The organism is Streptomyces krungchingensis (assembly GCF_054729265.1).
The window spans coordinates 8019530-8045162 of the sequence record NZ_JBPUKY010000001.1 but is presented as its reverse complement, the minus strand read 5'-3'; the positions used below and the strand labels follow the sequence as shown (position 1 = coordinate 8045162).

Below are 25633 nucleotides of genomic sequence, written 5' to 3'. Positions count from 1 at the left end.
GCGGGGCGGCCGACACGGCGGGCCGCGGAGCTCCACCCGCGCACCGCACGGCTGCGGTCGGCGTCCGTGCGTGAGAAGCCGGGGCCGGTCAGCGGCCGTGTGTGAGGAGCCAGTGGGCGGCCTCGTCCGGGCCCGCGGCGCAGCGGACGCCCTCCGGCAGCGGCGGGCGCCGTACGACGACCACCGGTAGGCCCGCCTCGCGTGCCGCGCGCAGCTTCGCGGCCGTGGCCGCGCCACCGCTGTCCTTGGTGACCAGGACGTCGATCCGGTGCCGGCGCAGCAGCTCGCGCTCCCCTTCGAGCGTGAACGGGCCGCGGTCCAGGACGACTTCCATGTGCCGGGGGTGCGGGGCCTCGGGCGCGTCCACCGAGCGGACGAGGAACCGGATCGCGTCGAGGTGGGCGAAGGCGGCCAGCCCCGTCCGGCCCGTGGTGAGGAACACCCGCCGCCCCAGCGCGGGCAGCAGCCCCGCCGCCTCGGCGAGCGATCCCGCCTCGTGCCAGTCGTCGCCCTCTTCGGGGACCCAGCCGGGCCGGCGCACGGCGAGCAGCGGGACGCCGGCGCCGGCCGCGGCCTCGGCCGCGTGGGCGCTGATGGTCCGGGCGAAGGGGTGGGTGGCGTCGACGAGCGCGTCGACCCGGTGCGCGCGCAGCCACACGGCCAGTGCCCCCGCCCCGCCGAAACCGCCCACGCGCACCTCGCCCGGTGGCAGCCGGGGCGCGGACACCCGCCCGGCCAGGGAGGTGGTCACCCGCAGCTCCGGAGCCCGGCCCTTCAGGGTCTCGGCCAGGCGGCGGGCCTCGTTCGTCCCCCCGAGAATCAGTACGTGCACGGTGCTTCAGTTCCCTTCTGCGTCTGCCCGATTCTCCGCGTCCTGCCCGGCCACGGTCCGCAGAAGGGCCCCGAGGCGCTCCACGGCCGACGGGTTGCGCGGGCTTTCGACGAGGTCGGCGTAGTCGAGCACGAAGATCCTGCGGTGCTTGACGGCGGCCACCCCGCGCAGCGGTGCGTAGGACAGGAGGAACTTCCTCTTCTGTTCGGCACTGACGTCCCCGTAGTCGCAGATCAGGATGGTGTCCGGGTTCCGCTCGACGACGCTCTCCCAGCCGACGGTGGTCCACGAGTCCAGCACGTCGTGCATGAGGTTGACGCCGCCGGCCTCGCTGATGATCTGGTCGGGGGCGGCGTAGCGGCCGGAGGTGAAGGGCTGGTCCTGGCCGCTGTCGTAGAGGAAGACCGTGGGCCGGTCGGCCGGCGCCTGCGCGCGGACCTCGGCGATCCGCTTCCTGAAGCCGGCGATCAGCTTCGCCGCCCGCCGTTCGACGCCGAACAGCCGGCCGAGGTTGGTGAGGTCGGTGTACAGGGCGTCCAGGGGCGACATGATGCCGCGCGAGGTCTTCGTCCGGCCGTTGCGGCACGACTCGGTGAGGACGTACGAGGGGACGCCGAGCTTCTTCAGCGCGTCGGGGGTGAAGCCGCCGTCCTCACGGAAGCCGTAGTTCCAGCCGGCGAGGACGAGGTCGGCGCGGGCGTCGAGGACGTTCTCCTTGGTCAGCTCGTCCTTCGACAGCCAGGACACCTTGTCGTAGCCGTCCTTCCACGGCACGGCGGTCAGGTCGCCCTTGTCGTCGGGCATCGCGAACCCGGCCATGCGGTCCTCCAGGCCGAGGGCGAACATCAGCTCGGTGATGCCGACGTCGTTGGTGACGACGCGCTCGGGGACCGTGTCGTAGGTGACCTTCCGGCCGCAGTTGGTGAGGGTGACCGCCGCGGGGCCCGCGTCCCCCTTCCGGGACGGCTCGACCGTCGCGCCACAGCCGGTGGCGGTGACGGCGAGGCAGACGGCGGCGACGAGCAGCTTGCGCATGGATGTCCTCAGTCGGTGGTCGGGAGCAGGTCGAACAGGAGCTGGACGGCGCCGGTCACGGGATGCCGCACGGGGTGCCCGCGGACCCCGAACACGTCGGCGAGCAGGTCCGGCCGGAGCACGTCCTGCGGCGGCCCGGAGGCGACGGCCCGGCCGTCCGCGATCACGTAGAGCAGGTCGCAGTGCGCGGCGGCCAGGTTGAGGTCGTGCAGCGCGGCCAGCACGGACAGGCCGCTCGCGCGGACGAGGGACAGCACGTCCAACTGGTGGGCGATGTCGAGGTGGTTGGTGGGTTCGTCGAGGACGAGCACCCTGGGCTGCTGGGCGAGTGCACGGGCGATGAGGACGCGCTGCTTCTCTCCGCCGGACAGGGTGAGGAAGCCGCGGCCGGCGAGGTGGGCGACGCCGGTGCGTTCCATGGCGCCGGCGCAGATCTCGCGGTCGTGCGCCGCGGTGCGGTCGCGGTGCGGGAGGCGTCCCATCGCCACCACCTCGGCGACGGTGAAGTCGAACTCGGCCGACGACTCCTGGGGCAGGGCGGCGAGTCGGCGGGCCGCGGCGCGGGGCGGCAGGGCGTGCACGTCGTCCCCGTCGAGCCGGACCAGGCCGGCGGCGGGGCGCAGGGCCCGGTAGACACAGCGCAACAGCGTCGACTTGCCGCTGCCGTTGGGGCCGACGAGTCCGACGAACGCGCCGCTGTCCACGGCGAGCCGGATGTCGTCCACGATCCGCGTCCCGGCGGCCTCGACGGTCACGCCGTCCACGTCCAGCCGCATGGTCAGTGACCTCCGAACGCGTGGCCGGCGCGCCGCATCAGCAGCAGGAAGGCGGGCACCCCGACCACCGCGGTGATCACCCCGACGGGCAACTCGGCGGGTGCGAGCAGGAGTCGGGACAGCACGTCCGCCCAGACGAGCAGGACGGCGCCGGCGAGCGGGGCCACGGCGAGCACCCGTCGGTGATCGGCGCCGACCGCCATCCGTGCCAGGTGCGGCACCATCAGCCCGACGAAGCCGACGGCACCGCTGACCGCGACCACGGTGCCGGTGACGGCCGCCGTGACGAGGAACAGCTCCCTCCGCAGCCGCGCGGGCTGCACGCCGAGCGCCGCGGAGGTCTCGTCGCCCATGGCGAGCGCGTTGAGTGCCTCTGCGCGCAGCCGCAGCCACGCCCACCCGGCCGCGACGGTGACGGCGGCGAGCGGTATCCGGGCCCAGGTCGCGCCGCCGAGACTGCCCAGCAGCCACATCATGGCGGACCGTGCCGCCTCGCCCCGGGCCGCGCCGAACACCATGACGGTGGTGACGGCCTCGAAGCCGTACGCCAGTGCCGTCCCGGTGAGGATCAGCCGCAGCGGGGTGAGGCCGTGCGGGGAGCGTGCCACGGCGTACACGAGCGCCATGGCGGCGAGCGCCGAGCCGAAGGCGGACGCGGACAGCGCCCAGACGCCCAGTCCGGCGAAGGCGCCGAGCAGGATGACGGCGTTGGCGCCCACCGCCGCACCCGAGGAGATGCCCAGCACGAACGGGTCGGCGAGCGCGTTGCGGACCATGGCCTGCACCGCCACGCCCACGGTGGCGAGTCCCGCCCCGACGACGGCGCCGAGCAGGACACGCGGCAGACGGATCTCCCAGACGATGGTGTAGGGGGCGGCGTCCTCCGCGCGCACGGTTCCGCCGGTGGCGCCGGCCCAGAGGAACCGGAAGACCTCTCCCCAGCCGATGCCGGCGGCTCCGAGTCCCACCCCGCCCACGAGCGACACGAGCAGCAGGAGTCCCAGGGCACCGACCGTCGGCGGGACAGGTGTTCGGCCGGGGTGTCGGCGCACGGTCGGCGGTCCTTCGCCTCGGGCCGCCGGGCATCGAGCAGGAGTCGGCCCGGACGGCACACGCCGCCGCGCGGTCCCCTCTCGCAGTCCACGGCGAGCAGTCAACGGGTCGCGCCACCCTCGGGCGATCGGGCTCGCGCGACGGACCGTCCGGTCCGCGCGCACACCGTTGCGGGTCAGCGCCGGATTCTCACCGGACTTCCCCCGCGGGAGGCCAGGGGAGCCTAACAGAGGCCCCCGGCCGGCCCGGGGGCCGTTCCGGTCCGGGCCGCCCCGGCCGCGCGGGATCGGGCCACGGTGTCAGAGCCGTACGACGACCAGCGCGATGTCGTCGCGGGCGCCGCCGATGACGCCGAGGCGGCCGAGCAGTGCGTCGGCGAGGCGCTCGGGACCGAGCCTGCTGCAGGCGGCGAGGGAGTCGGTCAGACGACCGAGACCCACGTCGATGTCCTCGCCGCGGCGCTCGATGAGCCCGTCGGTGTACAGGACCAGGGTGTCGCCCGGGGTGTACAGGAGGCCGACCTGGGGGCGGGCCACGTGCGCGGGGCGGGCCCCCAGGGGCGGGTCGGTGGCGCCGTCCAGCAGTTGGAAGGTGCCGTCGCTGTGCAGCAGGACGGGCGGTGGGTGACCGGCGCTGCTGTACAGGATCCGGCGCCTGCGGGTGTCGATGAGCACCGACACCGCGGTGGTGATCAGCGCGCCCTCGACGGAGCGCGAGTACAGGCCCAGCACCTCCAGGGCCTTCGCGGGGCCGTCCACGGTACGGGTGGCGGCGCTCAGGGCGCTGCGGAGCATGCCCATGACGGTCGCCGCCTCCAGGCCGTGACCGACGACGTCGCCGACCGAGACGGAGAAGCGGCCGCCGGGCAGGTCCACGACGTCGTACCAGTCGCCGCACACGTTCAGGGAGCCCACGGCGGGGAGGTAGCGCACGGCGATGTCGGTGTGTCGGTCGAGGTCCGGGGAGTGCAGCATGGCCTCCTGGAGGGTGACGGCCACCTGGCGTTCGCGGGCGTGGGCCTGACGCAGTTCCTCGTTGAGGTGCTGGAGCTCCCGGGCGCGCGCGTACAGTTCCGCCTCGATCTCCTCGCCGGGCGTGCCCACGCTCTCCTCGCCGGGCCTGTTCGCGTCCCGGCCCTGCTGCCGGTCGTGTGAGCGGCGTTGCTTGACGAAGGCGGTGACGTCCTCCACCCGGTGGATGATCCAGGCCACCTTGCCGTCCGGGCTCAGGACGGGGGTGTTGATCGGGGACCACCAGCGTTCCTCGAACTCACCGGGCCGGAGCACGATCGGGATGTCGTACTTCTGCAGCGCCATGGTGTCCGGCTTGCCGGATTCCAGGACCCGGCGCAGGGAGGCGCCCAGATTGCGCACGCCGTCCGCGTCCGGGTCGGACGGGTTGTCGGGGAAGGCGTCGAAGATGTACTGGCCGAGCAGGTTCTCCCGGGTGCGGTCGGTCGCCTCCAGGTAGGCCCCGTTCACGTCGACGATCACCAAGTCGGGTCCCAGTACGAGATAGGGACTCGGCGTGGCCGCGAAAAGTGCCGCGTAGTCGATCTCAGGTGACGTCACGTGATTCCCACCGGTCCTAGTGACCCGCCTTCTCCTAATCTAGGAGCCCTCAGCCGGTCGCGCCCGGTCACGGGTGGGGGCCGAGCCACGGGGCTGGTGCTTGCGCACGGGGCGGGCCCGGACCGGCGGGCTTCCCCGCCGTGTCCCCCGCGCGTCGGGCTGCGCGCTGCGGGGCCCGCACCTGACCGCGTCCCCGGACCCGCGCCTCACCGCATCCCCGAACCCGTGCCTCACCGCCTTCCGCCGCCGTCGCCTCACGGCGCTCCGGGGTCCGCGACCCGATGCCCGGCGCAGATGGGCGGCCGGTGTCGAAACCTGTCCACAGCGTTGACGTGTCCTTGCCGAAAATCTATGGTCTGGTCGACCCTTCGCACGATGTACGGCATTTCGAACAACAGGACCGTCGACCGTCCTGCCCCGGCAGCCGGCCCCATCGAGACGAGGAACGCCCGCCATGACACCGCCCCTGTCCCGACGCTCACTGCTGCGCTCCGCGCTGGTCGCCACCGCGGCCCCAGGAATCGCGTACGCCGGCTCCGGTCCGGCGGCCTCCGCCGCGCTCCCCACGCCGCCCTCCTGGGCGGTCCGGCCCTTCCCGCTGAGCGAAGTCGCCCTCGGCGAGGGGGTGTTCGCCGCCAAACGTGCCCTCATGCTCGATCACGCCCGCGGCTACGACGTCGACCGTCTGCTCCAGGTGTTCCGCGCGAACGCCGGCCTCGCCACCCGCGGGGCGGTCGCGCCCGGTGGCTGGGAGGGCCTCGACGGCGAGGCGAACGGCAACCTCCGCGGCCACTACACCGGGCACTTCCTGACCATGCTCGCCCAGGCGTACGCGGGGACCGGCGACCGCGCCCACGCCGAGAAGATCGGCTCCATGGTCACCGCGCTCACCGAGGTGCGCGAGGCCCTGCGGCACGAGCCGCGCGTCCTCGGCGTCGCGGGCAGGTTCGGCACCGCCACCGAACATGTCCGGGGCTCCCACCAGTACGTCGACCTGCCCGCCGGAGTGCTCGGCGGCGCCCACGCGATCACCCTGTCGGCCTGGGTGCGGCCGGCCCACGACGCCGCCTGGGCCCGCGTCCTCGACTTCGGTGACGACACCACCCGCTACCTCTACCTCGCCGCCCGCAACGCGGACGGGGTCCCCCGGTTCGCCGTCACCACCACGGGCCCCGGCGGAGAACAGGGCCTCGACGGCACCGCCGCGCTGCCCCTGGACGAGTGGAGCCATCTCGCGGTCACGATCGCGGACGGCACCGGCACCCTCTACGTCGACGGCACCGCCGTCGCCCGCAACCCGGCGATGACCCTCACGCCGGCCGCCCTCGGCGCCCTGCGGAACAACTGGCTGGGCCGCTCGAACTTCTCCGCCGACCCGGTGTTCGCCGGCGCCTTCGACGAGGTCTACATATGGTCGCGGGCGCTGACCGCCGCCGAGATCGCGGCGCTGCAGGGCAGCCGGGCCGCGGACACCTCCGCCGGCCGCGGTGACCTGGCCGCGTACGCCTTCGACGAGAGAGCCGGTTCCACCGTCGCGGACGGCTCCGGCCGCGGGCTGGACGCCACCCTGCGCCGCACCTGGGGCGGGCCGAGCCATCCCGGGTTCCTCGCGGCGTACCCCGAGACGCAGTTCATCCTGCTGGAGTCGATGACGAGCGGCGACTACACCAAGGTGTGGGCGCCGTACTACACCGCCCACAAGATTCTGCGCGGACTGCTCGACGCCCATCTGCACACCGGCGACGAACGGGCCCTCGACCTCGCCTCCGGGATGTGCGACTGGATGTACTCCCGGCTGTCGCGGCTGCCCCGCACCACCCTCCAGCGGATGTGGGGCATCTTCTCCAGCGGCGAGTTCGGCGGCGTCGTCGAGGCGGTCTGCGACCTGCACTCCCTCACCGGCAAGGCCGAACACCTCGCGCTGGCCCGGCTGTTCGACCTCGACCGACTCATCGACGCGTGCGCGGCCGGCGACGACGTCCTCGACGGACTGCACGCCAACCAGCACATCCCGATCTTCACCGGACTGCTGCGGCTGTACGACGCGACGGGCGAGCGGCGCTACCTCGACGCCGCGACGAACTTCTGGGACATGGTCGTCCCGGGCCGGACGTACGCGATCGGCGGCACGAGCACCGGCGAGTTCTGGAAGGCCCACGGGGTGATCGCGGGCACGCTCGGTGCCACGACCGCCGAGACCTGCTGTGCGTACAACATGCTCAAGCTCAGCCGGATGCTCTTCTTCCACACGCGGGACGCGAAGTACATGGACCACTACGAACGGGCCCTGTACAACCAGGTGCTCGGTTCGAAGCAGGACAAGGGGGACGCGGAACGGCCGCTCGTCACCTACTTCATCGGTCTGGAGCCGGGCCACGTACGGGACTACACCCCCAAGCAGGGCACCACGTGCTGCGAGGGCACCGGCATGGAGAGCGCCACCAAGTACCAGGACTCGGTGTACTTCACGGAGGCGGACGGCAGCGCGCTCTACGTGAATCTGTACAGTCCGACGACGCTGACCTGGGCCGAGAAGGGCGTCACCGTCACCCAGACCACGGGATACCCGAGGGAGCAGGGCTCCACGCTCGTCGTCGGGGGCGGCCGCGCGGCGTTCGAGATGCGGCTGCGGGTGCCGGTGTGGGCGGGGGACGGGTTCCGGGTGACCGTCAACGGCCGTGCGGTCGACGGGACTCCCGTGCCCGGCAGCTACTTCGGCGTGTCCCGGACCTGGCGGCCGGGCGACACCGTCCGTGTCGTCGTCCCGTTCCGGGTGCGGGTGGAGAAGGCCCTGGACGACCCGTCCCTCCAGGCCCTCTTCCACGGGCCCGTCAACCTGGTCGCCCGGAGCACCGCCACCGGCCTGCTGCGGTTCGGGCTCTACCGCGACGCGGCCCTCTCCGGCGACCTGCTGCCCACGCTCACCCCCGTCACCGGGAGACCTCTGCACTACACGCTGGACGGCACGGAGTTCGCCCCGTTCTCCGAGGGGACCGAGGACCCGACGCACGTCTACTTCAGGCGCGCCGAACCCTCGGTGGTGTTCGGCGGCACCGACTCCGGCGTCGCCAACCCGGCCCGGGAGGACGGCACCACCCTGCTCGACGAGATCTGGGCGGCGGCGCCCTTCGACGGAAAGGGCGCGCTGGTGCGGCGGGTTCGGGAGACGGTGGACGCGTGGGTGTCGGCGGGGCTGCTCCTCGCGGGCGACGGCCGGAAGGTGGTGGACACGGCGCGCAACGCCTCCTACGCGCGGGGAGCCTGACCAGTGCTCCGCGTACGCCCGCCACGCCCGCCGGGACTGCGCGTGGGCCCCCACACGCCGCCGGGCCTCCGTGCACGTCCTCCCGCGCGGCCGGGGCGAGCCCCGCGGGCTACCAGGCCCGCAGGGGTTCGCCCGCCACCAGCCGGGAGGTGAAACCGTCCGGGCCCACCGCGGGTTCGCCGAGGAGTGTGACGCGGTGCATCACGCGGTCCGCGCCCAGCTGCGCGAAGTCGGTGGGTGCGAGGTGGCAGGTGGTGCGGTTGTCCCAGAAGGCCATGCTGCCGGGCTCCCAGCGGAAGCGGACCGTGTACTCGGCGCTGGTCAGATGCTCGAAGAGCAGGTCGAGCAGGCGGCGGCTCTCCAGTTCGGAGAAGCCGACGACGCGGGTGGTGGAGCCGGGGCTCACGAACAGCGCCCGCTCCCCCGTCTCGGGGTGGACGCGGACGACGGGATGGACGGCGACCTGCGGGTCGTCGCAGTACAGCTTGAGGATCTCGCGGTCGCGCGCGTCGGAGTGGCGCAGATGCACGCCGGTGAAGAAGGCGTGCTCGGCCTGGAGCGAGTCGACGAGGTCCCGCAGCGGCCGGGACAGACCTTCGTACGCGGCCACCGTGTTGGTCCACTGGGTGTCACCGCCGAACCCGGGTGTCCGCTCGGCGCGCAGGATGGAGGCGGCGGGCGGATTCACGGCCTGGGTGAGGTCGCTGTGCCAGCCGGCCAGCGGGGAGACCCACTTGCGGCGGTAGTGCTCCTCGAAGTCGCTGCCGTAACGCTCGGTGTCCGCCTTCGGGTCCACGGTGAGGATCTCCGGGAAGCCGTCGGGGGCGACGCCGTGCTTCTTCCCGGGCCGTCGGGTCGGTTCGCCGAAGAGCCGTCCGAAGGCGATGTGCCGGGCGTGCCCGATGTCGGGGCCGCGGAAGAAGACGACGCGGTGGGTGAGCACGGCCTGCCGGATCTCGGCGACCGTCGCGTCGTCCAGGTCGTCGCGCAGGTCGATCCCCGAGATCTCGGCGCCGATGTGGCCGGCGACCCGGCGCACGTCGATGCGGGTGGCGGGCGCGCCCGCTGTCGTGGACACGGTCATGATGCTGCCTTCCGTACGAGGGATGGAGGACCGCTCAGCCGACGTGGACCGCCCACTGCATCCACAACGGGAGCAGGAACAGGGCCGCGACCGAGCTCTTGATCACGAGGGCGGCGGACAGGTCGACGCCGATGTCGTAGCGCTGGGCGAAGAGGAACAGGTTCTGCGGGGCGGGCATCGCCGCGATCAGCACCAGGTAGCGCAGCCAGTCGCCGCCGACCCCGAAGACGGCGCCGCAGACCACCCACGCCATCAGGGGGAAGACGAGGCACTTGAAGCCGATCAGCGCGATCTCCTCCCGGGTGGTGCCCCGGATGCCGAGACCGCTGCCGCCCAGGTGCAGTCCGAGGGCGAACAGGGCCACCGGGGAGGCGCTGTCGCCGACGAACGAGAAGGCGTCCAGCGCCGCCTTCGGGACGTGCACCGGGAGCAGGTTGAGCAGGATCCCGGCGTTGCAGGCGAGGACGACGGGGGTGACGAGGGAGGCCCCGACGGCCCGCAGCGGTGTCCGCCCTCCCGGCGCCGCGGCCCGGCCGCCCGCCGGTCCGCCGAGTTCCATGACGGAGACGACGACGAGGGTCAGGACGCACACCTGGAACAGCAGGACCGGGAAGACGGGTGCCGCGTCGCCGAAGAGCGTGATGAACACCGGTACGGCGAAGTAGGCGGTGTTCACCTGCACCCCGGCCATGATCCGCAGCGCCACGCCCCGCGGGTCGCGGACACCGCGCAGGCCCGCGAGGGCACCGACGGCGAGGACCGCGAGGGCGGCCGTGGTCGCGTAGGCGAGGATGGCCCGCCAGTCGAACAGGGCGCCCAGATCGCTGCCGTAGATGTTGCCGAACAGATAGCAGGGGACCGCGAAGAGGAACGCGTAGTCGGCGAAGGCCCGCGAACTGTCCGCGGACACGGCCTTGCGGCGGGCGAGCAGCACTCCGCAGCCGAAGGCCAGCACCACCGGCACGAGTTTCTCCAGCGCCGTCAGCGACCCCATGCGCGGGCGGCCTCCCCCGCGGTGGTGAGGGCGCGGTAGCCGGTGACCATCCGCCGGACCAGGTCGTTCCGCCGCGGTTCGTAGGTGTGGTCGTCGATCCGCGACACGGGCAGCACCTCGCAGGCCGTGCCGCAGACGAACGCGCCGTCCGCCTCCCGTACGAAGTCGGGGCTCAGGTCCTCCACCGTGCAGGGGATGTTGGCGCGGCGCGCCAGCTCCAGGATCTGGGCGCGGGTGATGCCGTCGATCGTGCACCGGGTGGTCGGTGTGTGCAGGACGCCCGCGCGGGTGAAGAAGAGGTGCGCGCCGGTGGCCTCGGCGATCATCCCGGCGTCGTCCAGCAGCAGCGCGTCGTCGTAGCCGGCACGCAGCGCCTGGTTCTTGCTGACCGTGCCGATCATGTAGTTCCCGGCGGCCTTGCTCTTGACCGGCGCGAACTGCGGAGAGGGCCTGCGGTACTCGGCGGTCCGCAGGGCGATGCCCTGGTCCAGGGCGTCGGCCGCCGCGTAGTAGCCGGCCGGGATCTCCCATGCGGCGACCGACGTGTGCACGGAGGTGTGCAGTGCCGCGGTCTGGATGACCTCCGAGCCGCGCCAGGCGTTCATCCGGACGTATCCGTCGCGGATGCCCGCGCGGGCGACGACGTCGAGGGTCGCCGCGTGCAGGACGTCGTCGTCGTGCTCCAGGTCGAAGTCGAGCAGCGGTGCCGAGGCGCGCAGCCGCGCGACGTGCTCGCGCAGCAGGAACGGGGCGCCGCCGTACACGCGCACGCCCTCGAACACGCTGCTGGCGTAGTGGAGTCCGTGGCTGAGCACGTGCAGGCGGGCCTGCGCCCAGGGGACGTGCGTACCGTCGAGCCAGATCTCGCCGGTGCGCCGGTCGAAGGGAATCAACGGGTCTCCTCAGAGCGCCAGGTCGAAGAGCGGGTGCTGGAGGTCGCCGACGAGGGCGACGAAGCGGCGTTCGTGCGGGGTGACGCTGCGCACCGAGACCCCGTGCAGGGCGAGCGGGTTGATCGGGTACATCACCAGGACATTGCTGTCGTAGGTGATGGTGCCGACCTCCTCGACGTACTTCGGGTCGATGTCGAAGCGATTGTCGCCGTACTCGGACGGGCTCGTGGTGAACCGGTGGGCGCCGTCGCGGTACTTGTAGAGCTCCAGGTGGCCGCCGGTGGCGTCGTCGTCGGGCCGCTTCATGTAGAAGAGGCCGCCGAAGAGCTTGTACGGCTTGTCGACGTGCGGACCGCGGTAGGAGGAGGGACGCCCGGTGACCGCCGAGTTGATGACGGCGGTGCAGTCCATGAGGATGTCGTGGGTGTCGAACGTGTCGTGGTTGCGGCGGCCGACGCGCAATGAGCGCAGCGGGCCGCACCGGTTCTCGGTGTCGGGCAGTGCGGCGATCAGGTCCTCGCGGAACAGGTCGAGGAACTCCCGGTAGAACGCGGGCGAGGCGTGGTACGTCACGAAGTCCTTCCACACCTGCGGCATGTCGTCGTCGCGCAGGATGTGCTCCGACATGTAGTTGTAGCGCTCGTTCGAGGTGAGCGGCTTGCCGATGCGGGTGCCGATGTACTCGGCGGTCGGCATGGTCGTGGCGAGGGCCTCGTAGAGGGCGGGGCTCAGCGGGTCGCGCAGGACGACGTGCGGGAACGGGTCGCGGCAGATGTCGGCCTTCGTCGCCCTGCCGAGGAGTGACTCGACGGCGAGCGTGGTCGTCGGGGTGTGCGGCATCAGGGTGCTCCTTCGGGTCAGGGGTGGAGGTTTCTGGTGGCGAACCAGGTTTCGAGGACGAGCAGCGACCACAGGACCCCGGCCGTGTGCGCGTCGGGCCGCTCGGTCTGCATCCGGAACAGTTCGCGCACGGTGTCGCGGCGGACGTAGGCCGCGCAGCGGGTGCGGGGGCCGAGCAGGGTGTCGCCCACGAGGTCGTACAGCGCCTCGCCGGGCTTGATCATCGCCGTGACAGGCAGGGTGAAGGGCTGTTTGGGCCGGTCGAGGACGCTGCGGGGGATCCAGCGGCGGGCGGCCTCGGCGACCGGTGCCTTGACGGTCTCGCCGACGACCTTGTGCGCGGCCGGCACGGCGTGCGCGAGCCGTGTCACGGACGGCTGGAGGAACGGGATCCGCGCCTCGACGGCGTGGGCCATGCTGAGATGGTCGACGCGCCGCAGGATGTAGGAGGGGAAGCGCCGCTCCTGGTCGTGGCGGAGCAGGGTCTCCAGTTTCCCGTGCGGGCCGGTGCGCACCCGGCGGTCGAGGGCGTCGCCGTTGCGGTCCGCGAAGTGGCCGCCTGCGGCGCGGATCCGGTGCAGATAATCGGGGGTGAAGAGGCGGGCCAGGGTGGCGGTGCCGGCAGCGGCCATCGTGTCCTGGTAGGCGCGCTGCCAGTTGGCGCCGTCGTCGCGGGACGCCTTCACGAAGCGGGCGTAGCCGCAGAACAGTTCGTCGGCTCCGTCGCCGGTGAGGGCGACCTTGAACCCGGCGTCGTGCACCGCTTCGAACAGGGCGAAGGTGCTCAGGCCGTGGGGGGCGTTGTTGGGCTGATCGAGGTGGCGGACGAACCGGTCGACCAGGTCGGGGAAGTCCGCCGGGTCGAGCTCGACCTCGTGGTGGCGGGTGCCGCAGTGCGTGGCGACCTCGCGGGCGAAGTGCCGTTCGTCGCCGGGCCAGTCTCCGCGGTAGGCGATGGTGAAGGAGTGCGTCTCGGGTACGGCGTCGGCGGCCAGCGCGGTGAGATAGCTGGAGTCGAGTCCGCCGCTGGTGATGACGCAGACGGGCACGTCGGCCCGGATCATCCGGCCGAGTTCGTGGCGCAGGGTCGCGTCGAGGAGTTCGGCGGCACAGCCGTCGGAGTCGGCGGGTGTCGGCGGCTCCGGGTGCCACTGTGTGACCTGCGGCCGGGTGCCGTCGAAGCGCAGGACGCCGCCCGGCGGCAGGGTGCGGACGCCTGTGTACACGGTGTCCGGGCCCCACACGGCCCGGCCGCCGAAGTAGCGGTCGACGGTCAGCGGGTCGACCGTGCCGGGGAAGTCGGGGAAACGGGACAGGGCGCCGAGTTCGGAGGCGAAGCTGAGCCGGCGGCCGTCGGCGGACAGGTGGTAGTAGAGGGACTTCATGCCGGCGTGGTCGGTGAAGAGCTTGAGGCAGGGTGCGGCCCGGCGGTCCACTATGGCGACGGCGAACATGCCCTCCAGCCGCCGTACGAAGGCGTCGCCGTGCCGCTCGTACAGCGGCAGGAGTACGTCGCCGTCGCAGTCTCCGCGGAACTCGTGTCCCAGGGCGGCGAGTTCGGTGCGCAGTTCCCGGTGGTTGTAGATCTCGCCGTTGAAGACGCAGGTGACGTCGCCGAGTTCGTAGGGCTGCCGGCCGTCGGCGACGCCCTGGACGGCGAGACGGTTGTTGCCGAGCGCCCAGCCGTCGCCGGAGTGCAGGGTGGTCGCGTCGGGGCCGCCGTGGCGCTGGGCGCGGGCGACCGCGTGCAGGATCTCGGGGGCGACGGGCTCGCCGCCGAAGCAGCCGTGGATGCGGCACATGTGTGGTTCCCCCGGGTCACCCGGCGACGGGTGCGTGACGGCGCCCGGCCGGTGTCTGGCGGGCCGTCGGCAGATGACGGTCCAGGAACTCGGTGACGATCTCGATCTGCCGCAGGATGTCCTCCAGCTGGCAGGGCGTGGGGGTGACGCCGTGGCCCTCCAGCGCGCTGTTGCCGGTCTTGAGGTGGACGGGCGCGGCGGCGCGCACGAACTCGGGCGCCTCGTAGGTGCGGACGAAGCCGCCGGACAGGCGGGGATTGTCGACGTGGCAGTCCAGCGGGATCGACACGGCCGCGCGGATCGCGGCGATCATCGGCAGCGGAAGGTCGCGCACCGGGTTGAAGCTGTTGGCGCCGAGCATCTCCAGCATCTGCGCGGAGCTGGGGTTGCCGTGTCCGCAGTGCGCGGAGACCTTCAGATGGATCCCGGCCGGCAGTTCGCCCGCGGTGCGCAGCCGGTGCAGCACCCACAGCAGGCCCTCGTCGTAGACGACGAAGCCGCGGATCCCGGCCTCGATGCCCCGTTTCACGTCCTCGACGGCACGCACGACCTGCTCCTGGCCGCGCAGCCGGTAGCCGATGCGGGCGCCCTCGGGCGTCTGGACGCCCGCTCCGATGTCGTACGGGGCCCGGGGGCCGACCGACATCAGGATCTGGGCGCCGTACTCCTCCCCCAGCTGTGCGTAGGCGCGCAGTTCGCCGGCGGTGTGCCGGTACATGCCGCGGGTCTCGGTGACGCGGTTGACGGTCAGGCCCCGTCGGCGGCTCTCCGCGAGGAGAGTCTCGGCCGCCTGCGCGGAGTTGACGGTGGGGACCTCGATCCGGAAGTGGCACCCGTCCTCGAAGGTGCGGGCGGACTCCTCGGCGGGCGTGGTGTCGCGGTCGGGCAGGCCGAGCCGGTCGAGCTGGGCGCGGGTCTGGGCGAACAGGACGTTCGTGGCGTTCATCGCGTCACCTCGATGCCGAGCTGGGCCGCCGCCCTGGCGACGATCTCCTCGGCGACCCCGATGGAGGTCGCGTGGTCGGGGTGCACGACCTGCACCTCGCCGAAGTTGCCGAGGTTGCCCCGGCAGGGTGCGAGGACCTCGGCGTCCGGGAGGTTCACGGTCAGCGCGTGCAGGGTGTCGCCGTACTCGGCGGCCCAGTCGAGGGCCGGCGGGTCGGCGGGCCTGGGTACGGGGTCGGCGGCGCCGAACCAGCGGACCGTCGCGAAGCGGTCGAAAGCGATGTCGCCGGTCTCCACCTCCTCGTCGAGGTGGACGCGCACCAGGAGCTCGAACGGGTCGCCGCCGCCCGCCAGCTGGAACAGATTCGGCAGACAGGAGCCCATCAGGCGGGGGTTGAGTTCGATGAGCCGGGGCCGCCCGTCGTCCGCCAGCATGATCTCCACGTGGAAGATGCCGAGGCGCAGCCCCACGGCCGAGACCACGGACTCCGCGAAGGCCATGACCCGCTCGTAGGTGTCGGCGTCGATGGCGGCGGGGATCGTGGTGCCGACCTCCAGCGCCTCGTGCCGGTGCCAGGTCTTGCGCTCGCTGACGGCCAGGCGCAGGAAACGTCCGTGGGACAGGCCGAGTTCGGCGGACAGGAACCGCCCGGTCAGGTACTGCTCGACGAGCACGCCGTCCTGGTAGGGCGCTCGGCCCGGCCGTACGGTCCGCCACAGTTCCCGCATGCGGTCCGCGTCGGGGACGATGTGCGCTCCTTCGCTGGCCGAGCCCCTCGCCGGTTTGAGGACGACGGGATAGCCGGTCCCGGCGGCGAACGCGGCGGCCGCGGCGTGGTCCGTGACGACGGCGTGCCGGGTGTCGTCGACGCCGGCCGCGGCGAGGACCTCGCGGCAGCGGTGCTTGAGTTTGGCCGTGGCGGCGCCGTCCGCGCTGGTGAACGGGACGCCGAGCTCCTCGGCGATGCGGGCGACCGGCACGACGAGCGCGTCGACGGTGGCCACGAAGGCGTCGATCGGCCGCTGCCGGTGGATGGCTTGGAGGCAGTCCCGCAGCGACGCCTCGTCGGTCGCGTCGTCGAGGACGTGCACCGTGTCGACGTCCCGCCGGTAGGTCGAGGTGGTGAAGTCGATGTGCTGGGCGCGTTCCATGCGCAGCGACCGGACGAGCGTCACCTCGTGGCCGAGTCGCGCGGCCGCCCGGAAGGCGGGGGCGTTGCCGGTCTTCCACGTCACGAACACCACGTGTCGGGCTCCGCGCGCGGTGCGCGCACCGGTGGGGTGCGCGACGGCCGGGTGCCCACTGGCTGGGTCTGTCATCGGACCTTCCTTGTGAATCGCTGGCCTATGCGTACGTAGCCCGGGGTGTCCGTTCCGGGCGTGGGGACGAAGGAGATGGAGCCGGCGAGGATGTTCCGCTCGGACATGGAGGTGAAGCCGCCGGCGCCGGAGGACACGAGGTCGCCCTCGTCGAGGAGGTGCCAGTCGCCGTCGGGCCGGCGCTCGGAGTAGGCGTAGCAGAGGCGTCCGGGGCCGGGCAGGACGTCGAGCCGGTAGCCGTCGGAGGCGTAGACGCCGACACAGTCGTCGAGGGGCGTCCCGAAGGTGCGTCCGGTGCGGACGAGTCCCTCGCCGGTGAAGGCCCGCAGGAGGTCCTCGTAGAGCCCGAAGGCGGGGTAGGCGTTGGTGAGGAGCAGGAGGAAGGACTGGTCCTCGGGGAAGATCTGGATGAAGTTGTGGTGGCCGCTGCCGTTGGAGTTGAAGCCGAAGGCGCTCGGCCCGAACATCAGCCAGCCGAGGCCCCAGGCGTGCATGAAGTGGTGGCCGGGCACGTCGATCTGCGGGGTGCGCATCTGGGTGGCGAGTTCGGCGGACAGCAGGCGCTCGCCGCTCTCGGTGACGCCGTCGCGCAGCGCGAGCAGGGCGACGCGTGCGAGTTCGGGGAGGGTGAGGCAGACCGAGAAGGATCCGGCGGCGTCGTCGGCGATGGTCTGCGGCCCCGGTGCGTGTCGTACGTACCGCCGGTCCGTCTCGTTCCACAGATATCCGGTGGCCACGGTGCCGTAGTGGGATTCGGCCGTCCCGCTCTCCGGGACCGGTGTGATGCCGAGGGGGATGAGCAGGAGGTCGTTGAGGGCGCGTCGCCAGGGGACGCCGAGGAGGTTCTCGACGAGACCGGCGACGATGGAGGTGCCGCAGGCGGAGTACGCGAAGACGCTGCCGGGTTCGAAGAGCTGCCCGTAGGCGCGGAAGCCGGCCAGGTAGGTGTCGAGGTCCGGCAGCCGGGTGTCGTGCCAGACCTCGTAGGAGTCGTCGATCCCGCTGGTGTGGGACAGAAGGTGACGGAGCGTCAGTGGCAGGGTGCGGCCGTCGCGGCGGGCGCAGGCGCGGGGCAGCCGTCCGTCGAGCGGTTCGTCGAGGCCGACGAGTCCCCGGTCGACGAGCCGGAGTGCGACGAAGGCGAGGAGTGCCTTGGTGACGCAGGTGACGCGCTGCCGGGAGGCGGCCGTGCGGGCGGGTCCGGTCTCGGTGTCGTCGGTGCCGTGGTAGGTGAACTGCAGTGCCCCGTCCGCGTAGACGGCCGCCGCGGCGGCGGGGATGCCGTGGCCCCGGGCGGATTCGTGCAGGGTGTGGGCGACGGCGCGCAGGCGCTCGGCGGTGCCGGTGGCGCTGTGCGCCTCGGGGGTGCGTACCCGGGCCCGGCGCAGCAGTTCGGCCTGGGCCCCGAGGGTGCGGTTCTCGTGGATGTCGGCGACACGGATCACGGCCGTGCTCTCGTCGCTCAGGCGGGCGGCGAGGAGCGTGGCGAGCAGGGAGTGCCCGCCGACGGTGAAGAAGTCGAGGTCCGGGGAGAGCGCGGAGAGGCCGAGCAGGTCGCCCCACACCCGGGCGACGGCGGCCTCCTCGGGGTCGCGGGCCGTGCCGCCGTCGCCTGTGTGTGCCGTGTCGCGCGCGGGACCCCAGTCGACGGTGCGGGCGGCGAGGGCCTTGCGGTCGACCTTGCCGTTGGGCAGCCGGGGCAGCCGGTCCTCGACCACGATCTTCGCGGGCTGCATGTAGTGCGGCAACTTCCGGCGCAGCAGGGCGGACATGTCGTCGACGGTGACGGGATCGCCCTCCAGGCCCGCGTAGCAGACGAGGAGGGTGTCGTCGCCGCGCCGGACCGCGAGGGCGGCCACGTCGCGCAGGCCGACGGCCTGGCGCAGTACGGCTTCGATCTCGCCGAGTTCGATGCGGAAGCCGCGCACCTTGACCTGGGTGTCCGCGCGGCCCATGAAGCGCAGTTCGCCGGTCTCGGTCCAGCGGACCAGGTCGCCGGTGCGATAGACGGTGCGTACGGGCGCTCCGGCCAGGTGGGCGGGAGTGGGCACGAAGGCCGCCGCGGTGCGTTCCGGGTCGTCTAGGTACCCGGAGGACAACCCGGCTCCGCCCAGGTGGAGTTCGCCGATGGCGCCGCGGGGAACGAGGCCGCCCTCCGGGTCGAGCACGTACGCGACGGTATTGGGCAGCGGCACACCGATGGTGGGCTGTTCGCGGACCGGGCCGGTGAAGGACTTCCACGTCGAGTACGTGGTGTCCTCGGAGGGCCCGTACAGGTTGAGCAGCCGTCGTACGGAGGTGTTCTCGAAGGCCGCGCCGACGAGTTCCCTGGACAGCGGTTCGCCCGCGACGTTGAGGACAGTGGTGCACGGCGGGACGGCGGCCCGCTGGAGGAGCACGTTGAGGGCGCTGGGCACGGTGTTGACGAGGGTGGGCCGCAGGGTGTCGTCCTCGGTCAGCGCGAGCACGTTGTCGGCGACCACGACACAGCCGCCCATGGTGAGCGGGCACCACAGTTCGAACACCGACAGGTCGAAGTTGAGCGAGGTCGCGAAGAGCACGCGGTCGACGTCCTGCCGTGTGTACGTGTCCCACGCCCAGGCCAGCAGGGCCATCACGTTGCGGTGGCTGATGACCACACCCTTGGGCCGGCCGGTCGATCCGGACGTGTGGATCAGATGGGTCGCGGCCGCGGCGCCCACGGCGACGTCCGGGGGGTCGGAGCACTCGCCACGGGACTTCTCCCACAGCTCGTCCCACGGCAGGGCGGTGGCGACGACCGAGCCGATCCGCTCCCCCGCCGCGGGGTCGTCGTGGACCACGGCGGCCATCCCGGCGGTGCCGGCGATGGCGGCGAGCCGGTCCGCGGGATACGCGGGATCGAGCGGCACGTACGCGCAGCCCGCCTTGTGCAGGGCCAGCAGCAGACACACGGTGTGGTGGGAGCGGGCGGTCGAGACGCCGACGCGCGCGCCGGGGGTGAGGCCGTGGGCGAGCAGGGCGCGGGCGATGCGGTTGGCCGTGGCGTCGAGTTCGCGGTACGTGAGGACGGTGCCGCGCCATTCCACGGCGGGCGCGTCGGGGGTGCGGGCCGCCTGTGCCTCGACGTGGGCGTGCAGCGGGCTGTCGTCCGGGTAGGGACGGGCGGTGGCGTTGACCTCGTCCAGCAGGAAGCGGGTCTCCCGCTCGGACAGGCTCAGTGCGTGGACCGGCGTACGGGGGCGGCGGACGCCGTCCAGCAGCAGTGCCTCGTGGTTGGCGGCGATGCGCGCCACGACCTCGGGCGTGAAGAGCGCGGTGTCGTAGTGCAGGGTGCGGCGGCCGTCCGCTCCGAGTTCGAGCAGCAGGTCGAACTCGGCCTCGAAACGAACGTGTTGCCGGCCGCCACCCGTGCCGTCCGCCGTGCCGTCGAGGATGCCGGCGCGCAGCCCGCCGCCGAGGCTGTCGACGCGGTGCGGAGCCGGTCGCCCCGCGGTGGTCGTGGCGGGCGTGGGCGGACCCTCGTCGCCGGGTTCGGCGGTGCCGTGCGCCGTCCGGGCCGTCGGGGGCGCCGCGTGGCACTGCTTCGCGAGCGACGCCGCCAGGTCCGCGAGGCCGGTGTCCGCCCCGGCCCTCGACCGCAGCGTCACGACACGGCCGGGTGCCCCCGCCAGGCCGAGCGCGAGGTCCCCCTGCCCGCTGTAGCGGTGCAGCAGGGCCGCGAACGCGGCCAGGGGCAGTGCGGCGGCGCCGGTGCCCGCGTCCGAGGGCGTACGGGCGTCCGAGGACCAGGAGTGCGCGGCTCGGAGGGCGCCGGTGTCCCGGTCGCCGCGGGCGACGGGCAGCCGGAGGGCGGGCGGTGCGGCGTCGGCGGACTCCGGCCGCCGAGCCGGGCGCCCGGTTGCGGCGGTCATCTCATCCACGGGCTGAACTCCTCGTCTGCTTACGTGACTTGTGGGGTGGGGACGACTTCCGGGTGCGGCCGGCACACACACCGCAAGCCACCGGGGCCGCGCACCGCACCGCCCCTGCGCTCGCGCTCACCGCCCCCGGGGCAGGGCGCGGCGCGCACCCGGCACGGGATCACGTACCGGCGCGGAGCGGTCGGCGGCCGGCTCGAACGGTCGCCCGGGAGAAAGGACTTGAGCGAAGGGGGGCCCGGCATGGTGTGCCGCACGGCCCGGGACTCCGGGCGCCGGTCGGGGCTCACGACGGCGGGACGTTCACGCCATGGCAGGGGCGGAGCGCTCCTTGCTGCGCCGTCGGGCCAGCGCCACCACTGCCGGCATGACGGAGCCGAGCGCGGCGAAGCCGGCCGCCATCACCACCCAGCCCACCGTGCCGTGTTCGACGGCGAGCCAGGTCAGCAGGGCGGGCGCGGCCATCTTGCCGATGTCGGCGCCCATCGCGTAGGTGCCCTGGTACTGGCCCTGGGCGTCGTCCGGGGCGAGCCCGAAGGAGATGCCCCAGCTGCCCGCCGACTGCCTGACCTCGCCGAGGACGTGGACGAGCGCGCCGAGGACCAGCAGGACCGAGGCGAGGAGTGCGGGTGCGCCCTCGGTCAGCGCGAAGACCAGGCAGGCGGCTCCCAGGCACCAGGAACCGGCGCGCGAGGCATGTGCGGCGCCCGCCGGGTCGTCGGTGCCGCGGGCGGCCCTGACCTGGAGCAGCACCACGGAGACCGTGTTGGTGAGCAGGATGACGGCGATCATCCAGCGCGGCGCGTGGGTGTGGTGCAGGACCCAGAGCGGGAGGACGACGTCCAGGAGGAGGTTGTGCATGGAGAGCAGCCCGTCGAGGACGACGAACGCCAGGTAGGGGCGGTCGCGCAGGACGACGAGTGCGGGCCCCGGCCGCGCGGGCTGCGGCGGCACGGCCGGCAGGAGCAGGGTGAGCAGGCCGGTGGCGAGGTAGGTGAGGGCGTTGAGGACGACCGCTCCGCGGTACGCGGTCGGGGTGCCGACGGCGAGCAGGGCACCCGCGATTCCCGCGCCGACGGAGACGCTGACGTTGGCGGCGGCGCGTAATTGCGCGCGGAGGGTGACCCGTTCCGCGGCCGGCACCAGTCCGGCGATCATGGCCATGCGGGCACTCCGGCTGGCGCTGTAGGCCACCGCCTGCACGGACATCACGGTGAGGTAGGCGCCGAAACCGTCGACGAACAGGAGTGCGGCGGTCAGCGGCCCGAGGGCCAGGAAGGACCAGATCTGCACGGCACGCGGTCCGACCCGGTCGGCGAGATGTCCGGTGGGTGTGCTCAGCGCCAGGGCCACCGCGGCGGCGGCCCCGGCACCGAGCCCGAACCGGCCCGGGGACAGACCGAGTACGGCTGTCGCATAGACGGCGTTGAGCGCCATCCACAGACCCTGGCCCATGGTGTGCACCAAGGTGATTCCGGTGAGGGTGCGGGCGGGGCCGCGCGGCGGGAGGATCCGGCCCGTCACGGTCGCACCGTCCCGTGCCGTCCACGCCACGTCAGGATCTCCGACATCACCGCGCACCTCTCGTTCAGCGCCATTGCCAACGATGGGTTCCGGAACGGGTTCCCTGTGGGGCACGCCAATTCCGTACGCATTGAATTCTACACACGTTGACTTCGACGGCAAACCCTCGTGCCCCAACGAACCCTGACGACTCGTCAGCACCTGTGCGGCATCAGAACAGCTTGCTCCCCTTCAGCCTCGCCTTGACGGCCTCACGGCCGTTGTCCATGACCAGCCGGCGGACGACGGGGTCGGCGTCGGTGGCCGCCCAGCGCAGCATCTTCAGCAGGGTCTTGGGCCGCGGGTTCAGGAAGCGCACCTCGCGCTCGGCGTACCCGAAGTGCTTGGGTACGAAGTCGGCGGCCAGCAACCGCTCGTACAGGAGGTCGGCGGCGTCCTCGGCGGTCACGGAGCCGGCCTCCACGGCCTCGCACTGCTTCACCATCGTCTCGTACAACTCGGCGAAGCCGTCGTGGTCGGGCCAGTACAGACCGGGGTACGGGACGTCCTCCAGGTCCACGAAGTGGCGGTCCCGGCCGTCCTTGCGGAACTTGGTGAGCGCGCTCTGCATCCGGTACACGCCCGCGTTGGCTCCCCACGCCCAGATCCTGAAGACCGCGCTCCACAGGTCGTAGTCGCACCAGGAGATGAAGGCCGAGTTGACGAGCGAGTCGTTGTAGTCGAACAGCGACTGCTGGAGCCGGTCGACCGGGGCGAACCGCTCGCCGGAGAGGTCGTCGTCCCGGACGGCCCGCAGCAGCCGCCAGGCCAGCACGTTCAGGGCCTCGGTCGTGTTGGACAGGCCGCGCGAGAAGAGCGGGTCGAGGAAACCGGCGGCGTGCGAGAGCAGGAACCAGCGGTCGCCCGCGGTCTGCTTCGAGGAGTACTGCAGGCGTCCCGTGGAGGTCCATTCCCGCACCGCCTTCATGCCCTCGAACTGCCGGACGATGTCCGGGAACGGCGCGGCGAGCCGGGCGAAGTCCTCCTCGGGGCTCACCCCGTCGGGCTTGGGGAAGCGCCGCGGGTCGACGGTCATGCCGACGCTGCACAGCGGGTTCTTGGACCACTTGTTGTTGTTGAAGCCGATCACCCAGGCCCAGCCGCGGTCGAACATGTGGTGCACGGTGCCCTCGTACCAGGGCACCGGGGGCCGCTGGCCGTCCGGGAGGTGGTCGAAGAGCCGGTCGGTGGGGGTCAGGTCGACGACGTGGTTCCAGATCGAGCGGGAGTGGTGCTTGAACCGGCAGGGGTCCTCGCGCAGCCCGAACTTGTCGGCGACCGGGGAGCGGAAGCCGCTCGCGTCCACCAGGTAGCGCGCCCGGTACTCGCCGTCGCGCCCGGCCAGTGTGACGCCCGAGCCGTCGAAGTCGATGTCGGTGACGAAGAAGTTCTGGCGCGCCTTGCACCCGTACTTGACCGCCACCTGGAAGAGGTAGGAGTCGGTGTCCTGGCGGAACAAGTGGGCTGCCTCGTGCAGCAGTTGGGGCGGGGTGTTGAACTCGTTGACCTCGCGCGGGTTCTGCGGCGCGCCCTCGTGGTGCAGCAGGAACCCGAAGTGCCGTTTGACGCCGAAGCGCGGTCCGATCGTGCGGGTGGTGTCGGTGAACGAGGCGAGCGCGGCGATCTCCGGCACGTCGTAGCGCTCCGCGAGGGTGCGCAGCGACACCAGGGTGAACGGGATCGTCGACTCGCCGATGGCGAACCGGGGGTGCGAACCGGCGTCCAGCAGAAGGACCTTGGTCCCGTGCCGGGCCAGGATCGCGCCGAGGAGGGAGCCGGCGACGCCCGATCCGAGGATCGCCACGTCGTACGTCTCCCTCTCCAGCTCAGATGTGCCCGTTGCGTTCACGTACGGTCTCCTTGTCGTCGGGTGGGACAGGACAGCGGCCGGTCCGCGTCGACGGCGCGGCTCCGGCCCGGTCCGCCCAAGCGGCCCGGGAGGTGCCTTCCGGTCGTGACCCGGAAGGCACCCGCCGGGTCACCCGGGACGGCGCACGCCGCGCAGCCGCTCCCGGATCAGCCCTCCCATGGCGCCCTTGAGCAGCGCGCCGATCTCGTCGGGCGCGTCGGTACGCACCCAGCGGGCGGCACGCGCGATACGCGCCGGGGTGTTGTGGAAGAACCGGTCGGCCGGGTCCCCCAGTCCGAGTGACGGCGGGAGGTAGTCGGCCCGCCCGATGGCGTCGAGGATCCCGTCCGCCGCCTCCTTCGGCGTGCGTGTGCCCGCCTCGACCTCCTCGCACAGGGTGCGGGTCAAGGGGCCGAGGGAGTTGTAGTGCGCGCTGCCGGGAAGCGGGGATCCGGGGTGCCGGGTCTGCTCCAGGTCACGGAAGACGGCGTCGTCGCCGCTCCTGCCGTACGCGGCGCAGGCGTTCTCCACGGCCAGCGCGCCGAGCACGGTGCTCACCGTCCAGGTCCGGACGACGGCGTTGAAGAGCCCGAAGTCGCGGAAGGAGACGAACGACGCGTACGCGAGGTCGTCGTGGGCGTCGAACAGGGCCTGCTGGAGGTCCTCGACGTACTGGAACCGTCCGGTGGACCAGTCGCCGTCGCGCGCCGCGTCGATCAGACGGCGGGCGAGGGCGTTGACGACCTCCAGACCGTGGGCGAGACCGCGCGAGTAGAGGGGGTCGACGAAGCCGGCCGTGTGGGACGCCAGGCAGTAGCGGTCGCCGACGACGCGCTTCGAGGAGTACTGCAGCCGGCCCGTCGCGGTCCACGGCCGGGCGGGCGCGGCGTGCCGGAACTGCTCGGCCAGGTCGGGGAACCGGGCCAGCAGCCGGTCGAACTCCTCCTGTGGCGCGAGGCCGCGGGCCGGGTGCCTGCGGGCTTCGAGGGTGAGCCCGACGCTGCACACGCTGTTCGTGGACCGGGGCTGGTTGTCGAAGGGGATCACCCACAGCCAGCCCCCGTCGAAGACGTGATGCAGGGTGCCCTGGTGCCAGGGGCTCGGCTGGTCGTGCAGCCGCCCGGCGGTGGTGGCGTCGTACGGGGTCACGCCCGTCATGTGGGTGAACAGCGTGCGGGAGTGATGGCGCGCCCGGGTCGGCTCCTCCCGCACCTCCAGTTCCCGCGCCACGGGTCCGTGCCGGCCTCCCGCGTCGACCACGTACTCCGCGGTGAACTCCTCGCCGGCCGCGGTGCGCAGGCTCACCCCCGTGTCCGGGTCGATCCGGATCCCCTCGACGCGTGCGCCGGAGCCGGTGCGCACGTCCGCGCCACGACGCCGCGCGACGCCCAGCAGATGGGCGTCGACGTCCTCGCGGAAGAGGTGCGGCACGGGCGGTACGACGGAGGGGTTCACCACCTGGTAGATCTCGCCGGGATGCTGGCGCAGGTGCGGTCGGTGGTGGACGAACCCCATGTTGCGCAGCACCCCGCAGCGGGACGAGACCTCGCGCCGCACACCTTCGAGGCTGGTGAGGTGTTCGACCTCGGGCACGTCGTAGCGCCGGGCGACCACGCGGGCGAGTGCCGCCGTGTACGGGACCATCGACTCCCCCACCGCGAAGCGCGGGACCTCCTCGCCCTCGACGAGGAGCGTCCGCACCCCGTTGCGCGCCAGGACCGCGGCGAGCAGGGACCCCGCGAAGCCGCCGCCGATCACGGCGACCTCGTACCTCGTGCGCGCACTGTCCTTGCCGGTCACGTTCACGTGCCTCACCGCCGCTCGGCGTGCAGGAATTCTCGGTGGGAAGAATTCTACAGACAATGACTTATTCGTAAAGGGCGCACCGGACGGAGCCGCCCACCAGGGGCCG

General features: G+C 72.5%; 17 protein-coding genes. 1 reads left to right on the top strand and 16 read right to left on the bottom strand.

Annotation, left to right across the window (positions count from 1 at the left end):
* Positions 1-88: 88 nt before the first annotated feature.
* The 5 genes from ACSYGO_RS35110 to ACSYGO_RS35090 all read right to left on the bottom strand — a co-directional run bounded on the left by ACSYGO_RS35110 (position 89) and on the right by ACSYGO_RS35090 (position 5267).
* Positions 89-832, bottom strand: coding sequence for a cobalt-precorrin-6A reductase (locus ACSYGO_RS35110; RefSeq protein WP_460388988.1), 744 nt, complete (start codon positions 830-832; stop codon positions 89-91).
* Between the two features lie 6 nt (positions 833-838).
* Positions 839-1867 (bottom strand): ABC transporter substrate-binding protein, encoded by a 1029-nt coding sequence (locus ACSYGO_RS35105; protein WP_432176277.1) that lies wholly within the window; start codon positions 1865-1867, stop codon positions 839-841.
* An 8-nt stretch (positions 1868-1875) separates the two neighbouring features.
* The gene (locus tag ACSYGO_RS35100; protein ID WP_460388986.1) at positions 1876-2643 is read right to left on the bottom strand and encodes an ABC transporter ATP-binding protein; all 768 of its coding nucleotides are present in this window, start codon (positions 2641-2643) and stop codon (positions 1876-1878) included.
* A gap of 2 nt (positions 2644-2645) precedes the next feature.
* Positions 2646-3695: a FecCD family ABC transporter permease gene (locus ACSYGO_RS35095; protein ID WP_435227685.1), complete on the bottom strand. Its 1050-nt coding sequence runs from the start codon at positions 3693-3695 to the stop codon at positions 2646-2648.
* Positions 3696-3995: 300 nt separating this feature from the next.
* The gene (locus ACSYGO_RS35090; protein WP_426682615.1) at positions 3996-5267 is read right to left on the bottom strand and encodes a PP2C family protein-serine/threonine phosphatase; all 1272 of its coding nucleotides are present in this window, start codon (positions 5265-5267) and stop codon (positions 3996-3998) included.
* 454 nt (positions 5268-5721) lie between these two features.
* Between ACSYGO_RS35090 and ACSYGO_RS35085 the strand changes: the two genes are divergently transcribed.
* A complete protein-coding gene (locus ACSYGO_RS35085; protein WP_460388984.1) occupies positions 5722-8532 on the top strand; it encodes a beta-L-arabinofuranosidase domain-containing protein in 2811 nt (936 codons plus the stop codon).
* A gap of 109 nt (positions 8533-8641) precedes the next feature.
* Here the strand turns inward: ACSYGO_RS35085 and ACSYGO_RS35080 are convergent, their stop codons facing one another.
* The 11 genes from ACSYGO_RS35080 to ACSYGO_RS35030 form a co-directional block, all read right to left on the bottom strand.
* Complete coding sequence (locus tag ACSYGO_RS35080) at positions 8642-9610, bottom strand: TauD/TfdA dioxygenase family protein (protein ID WP_460388982.1); 969 nt, start codon at positions 9608-9610, stop codon at positions 8642-8644.
* Positions 9611-9650: 40 nt separating this feature from the next.
* Positions 9651-10610 (bottom strand): AEC family transporter, encoded by a 960-nt coding sequence (locus tag ACSYGO_RS35075; RefSeq protein ID WP_435227694.1) that lies wholly within the window; start codon positions 10608-10610, stop codon positions 9651-9653.
* Entirely contained in the window at positions 10598-11503 is a 906-nt protein-coding gene (locus ACSYGO_RS35070; RefSeq protein WP_460388980.1) for an aminotransferase class IV, read from the bottom strand. The genes ACSYGO_RS35075 and ACSYGO_RS35070 overlap by 13 nt, the downstream gene beginning before the upstream one ends.
* A 9-nt stretch (positions 11504-11512) precedes the next feature.
* Complete coding sequence (locus tag ACSYGO_RS35065) at positions 11513-12343, bottom strand: hypothetical protein (RefSeq protein WP_426682610.1); 831 nt, start codon at positions 12341-12343, stop codon at positions 11513-11515.
* Positions 12344-12360: 17 nt separating this feature from the next.
* Positions 12361-14145, bottom strand: coding sequence for an asparagine synthase (glutamine-hydrolyzing) (gene asnB / locus ACSYGO_RS35060; RefSeq protein WP_460388978.1), 1785 nt, complete (start codon positions 14143-14145; stop codon positions 12361-12363).
* A 16-nt stretch (positions 14146-14161) separates the two neighbouring features.
* Positions 14162-15091: a peptidase gene (locus ACSYGO_RS35055; RefSeq protein WP_095937364.1), complete on the bottom strand. Its 930-nt coding sequence runs from the start codon at positions 15089-15091 to the stop codon at positions 14162-14164.
* The gene (locus tag ACSYGO_RS35050) at positions 15088-16410 is read right to left on the bottom strand and encodes an ATP-grasp domain-containing protein (protein WP_460388975.1); all 1323 of its coding nucleotides are present in this window, start codon (positions 16408-16410) and stop codon (positions 15088-15090) included. Before ACSYGO_RS35050 ends, ACSYGO_RS35055 begins: the two co-directional genes overlap by 4 nt.
* Entirely contained in the window at positions 16407-20303 is a 3897-nt protein-coding gene (locus tag ACSYGO_RS35045) for a non-ribosomal peptide synthetase (protein WP_460389794.1), read from the bottom strand. Before ACSYGO_RS35045 ends, ACSYGO_RS35050 begins: the two co-directional genes overlap by 4 nt.
* A 309-nt stretch (positions 20304-20612) precedes the next feature.
* Positions 20613-21833: an MFS transporter gene (locus ACSYGO_RS35040; RefSeq protein WP_432189424.1), complete on the bottom strand. Its 1221-nt coding sequence runs from the start codon at positions 21831-21833 to the stop codon at positions 20613-20615.
* Positions 21834-22044: 211 nt separating this feature from the next.
* On the bottom strand, positions 22045-23721 hold the full coding sequence (locus ACSYGO_RS35035) for an NAD(P)/FAD-dependent oxidoreductase (protein ID WP_426682605.1): 1677 nt from the start codon (positions 23719-23721) through the stop codon (positions 22045-22047).
* Between the two features lie 129 nt (positions 23722-23850).
* Positions 23851-25521, bottom strand: a complete 1671-nt coding sequence (locus tag ACSYGO_RS35030) for an NAD(P)/FAD-dependent oxidoreductase (protein WP_460388973.1) — start codon at positions 25519-25521, stop codon at positions 23851-23853.
* Positions 25522-25633: the final 112 nt, after the last annotated feature.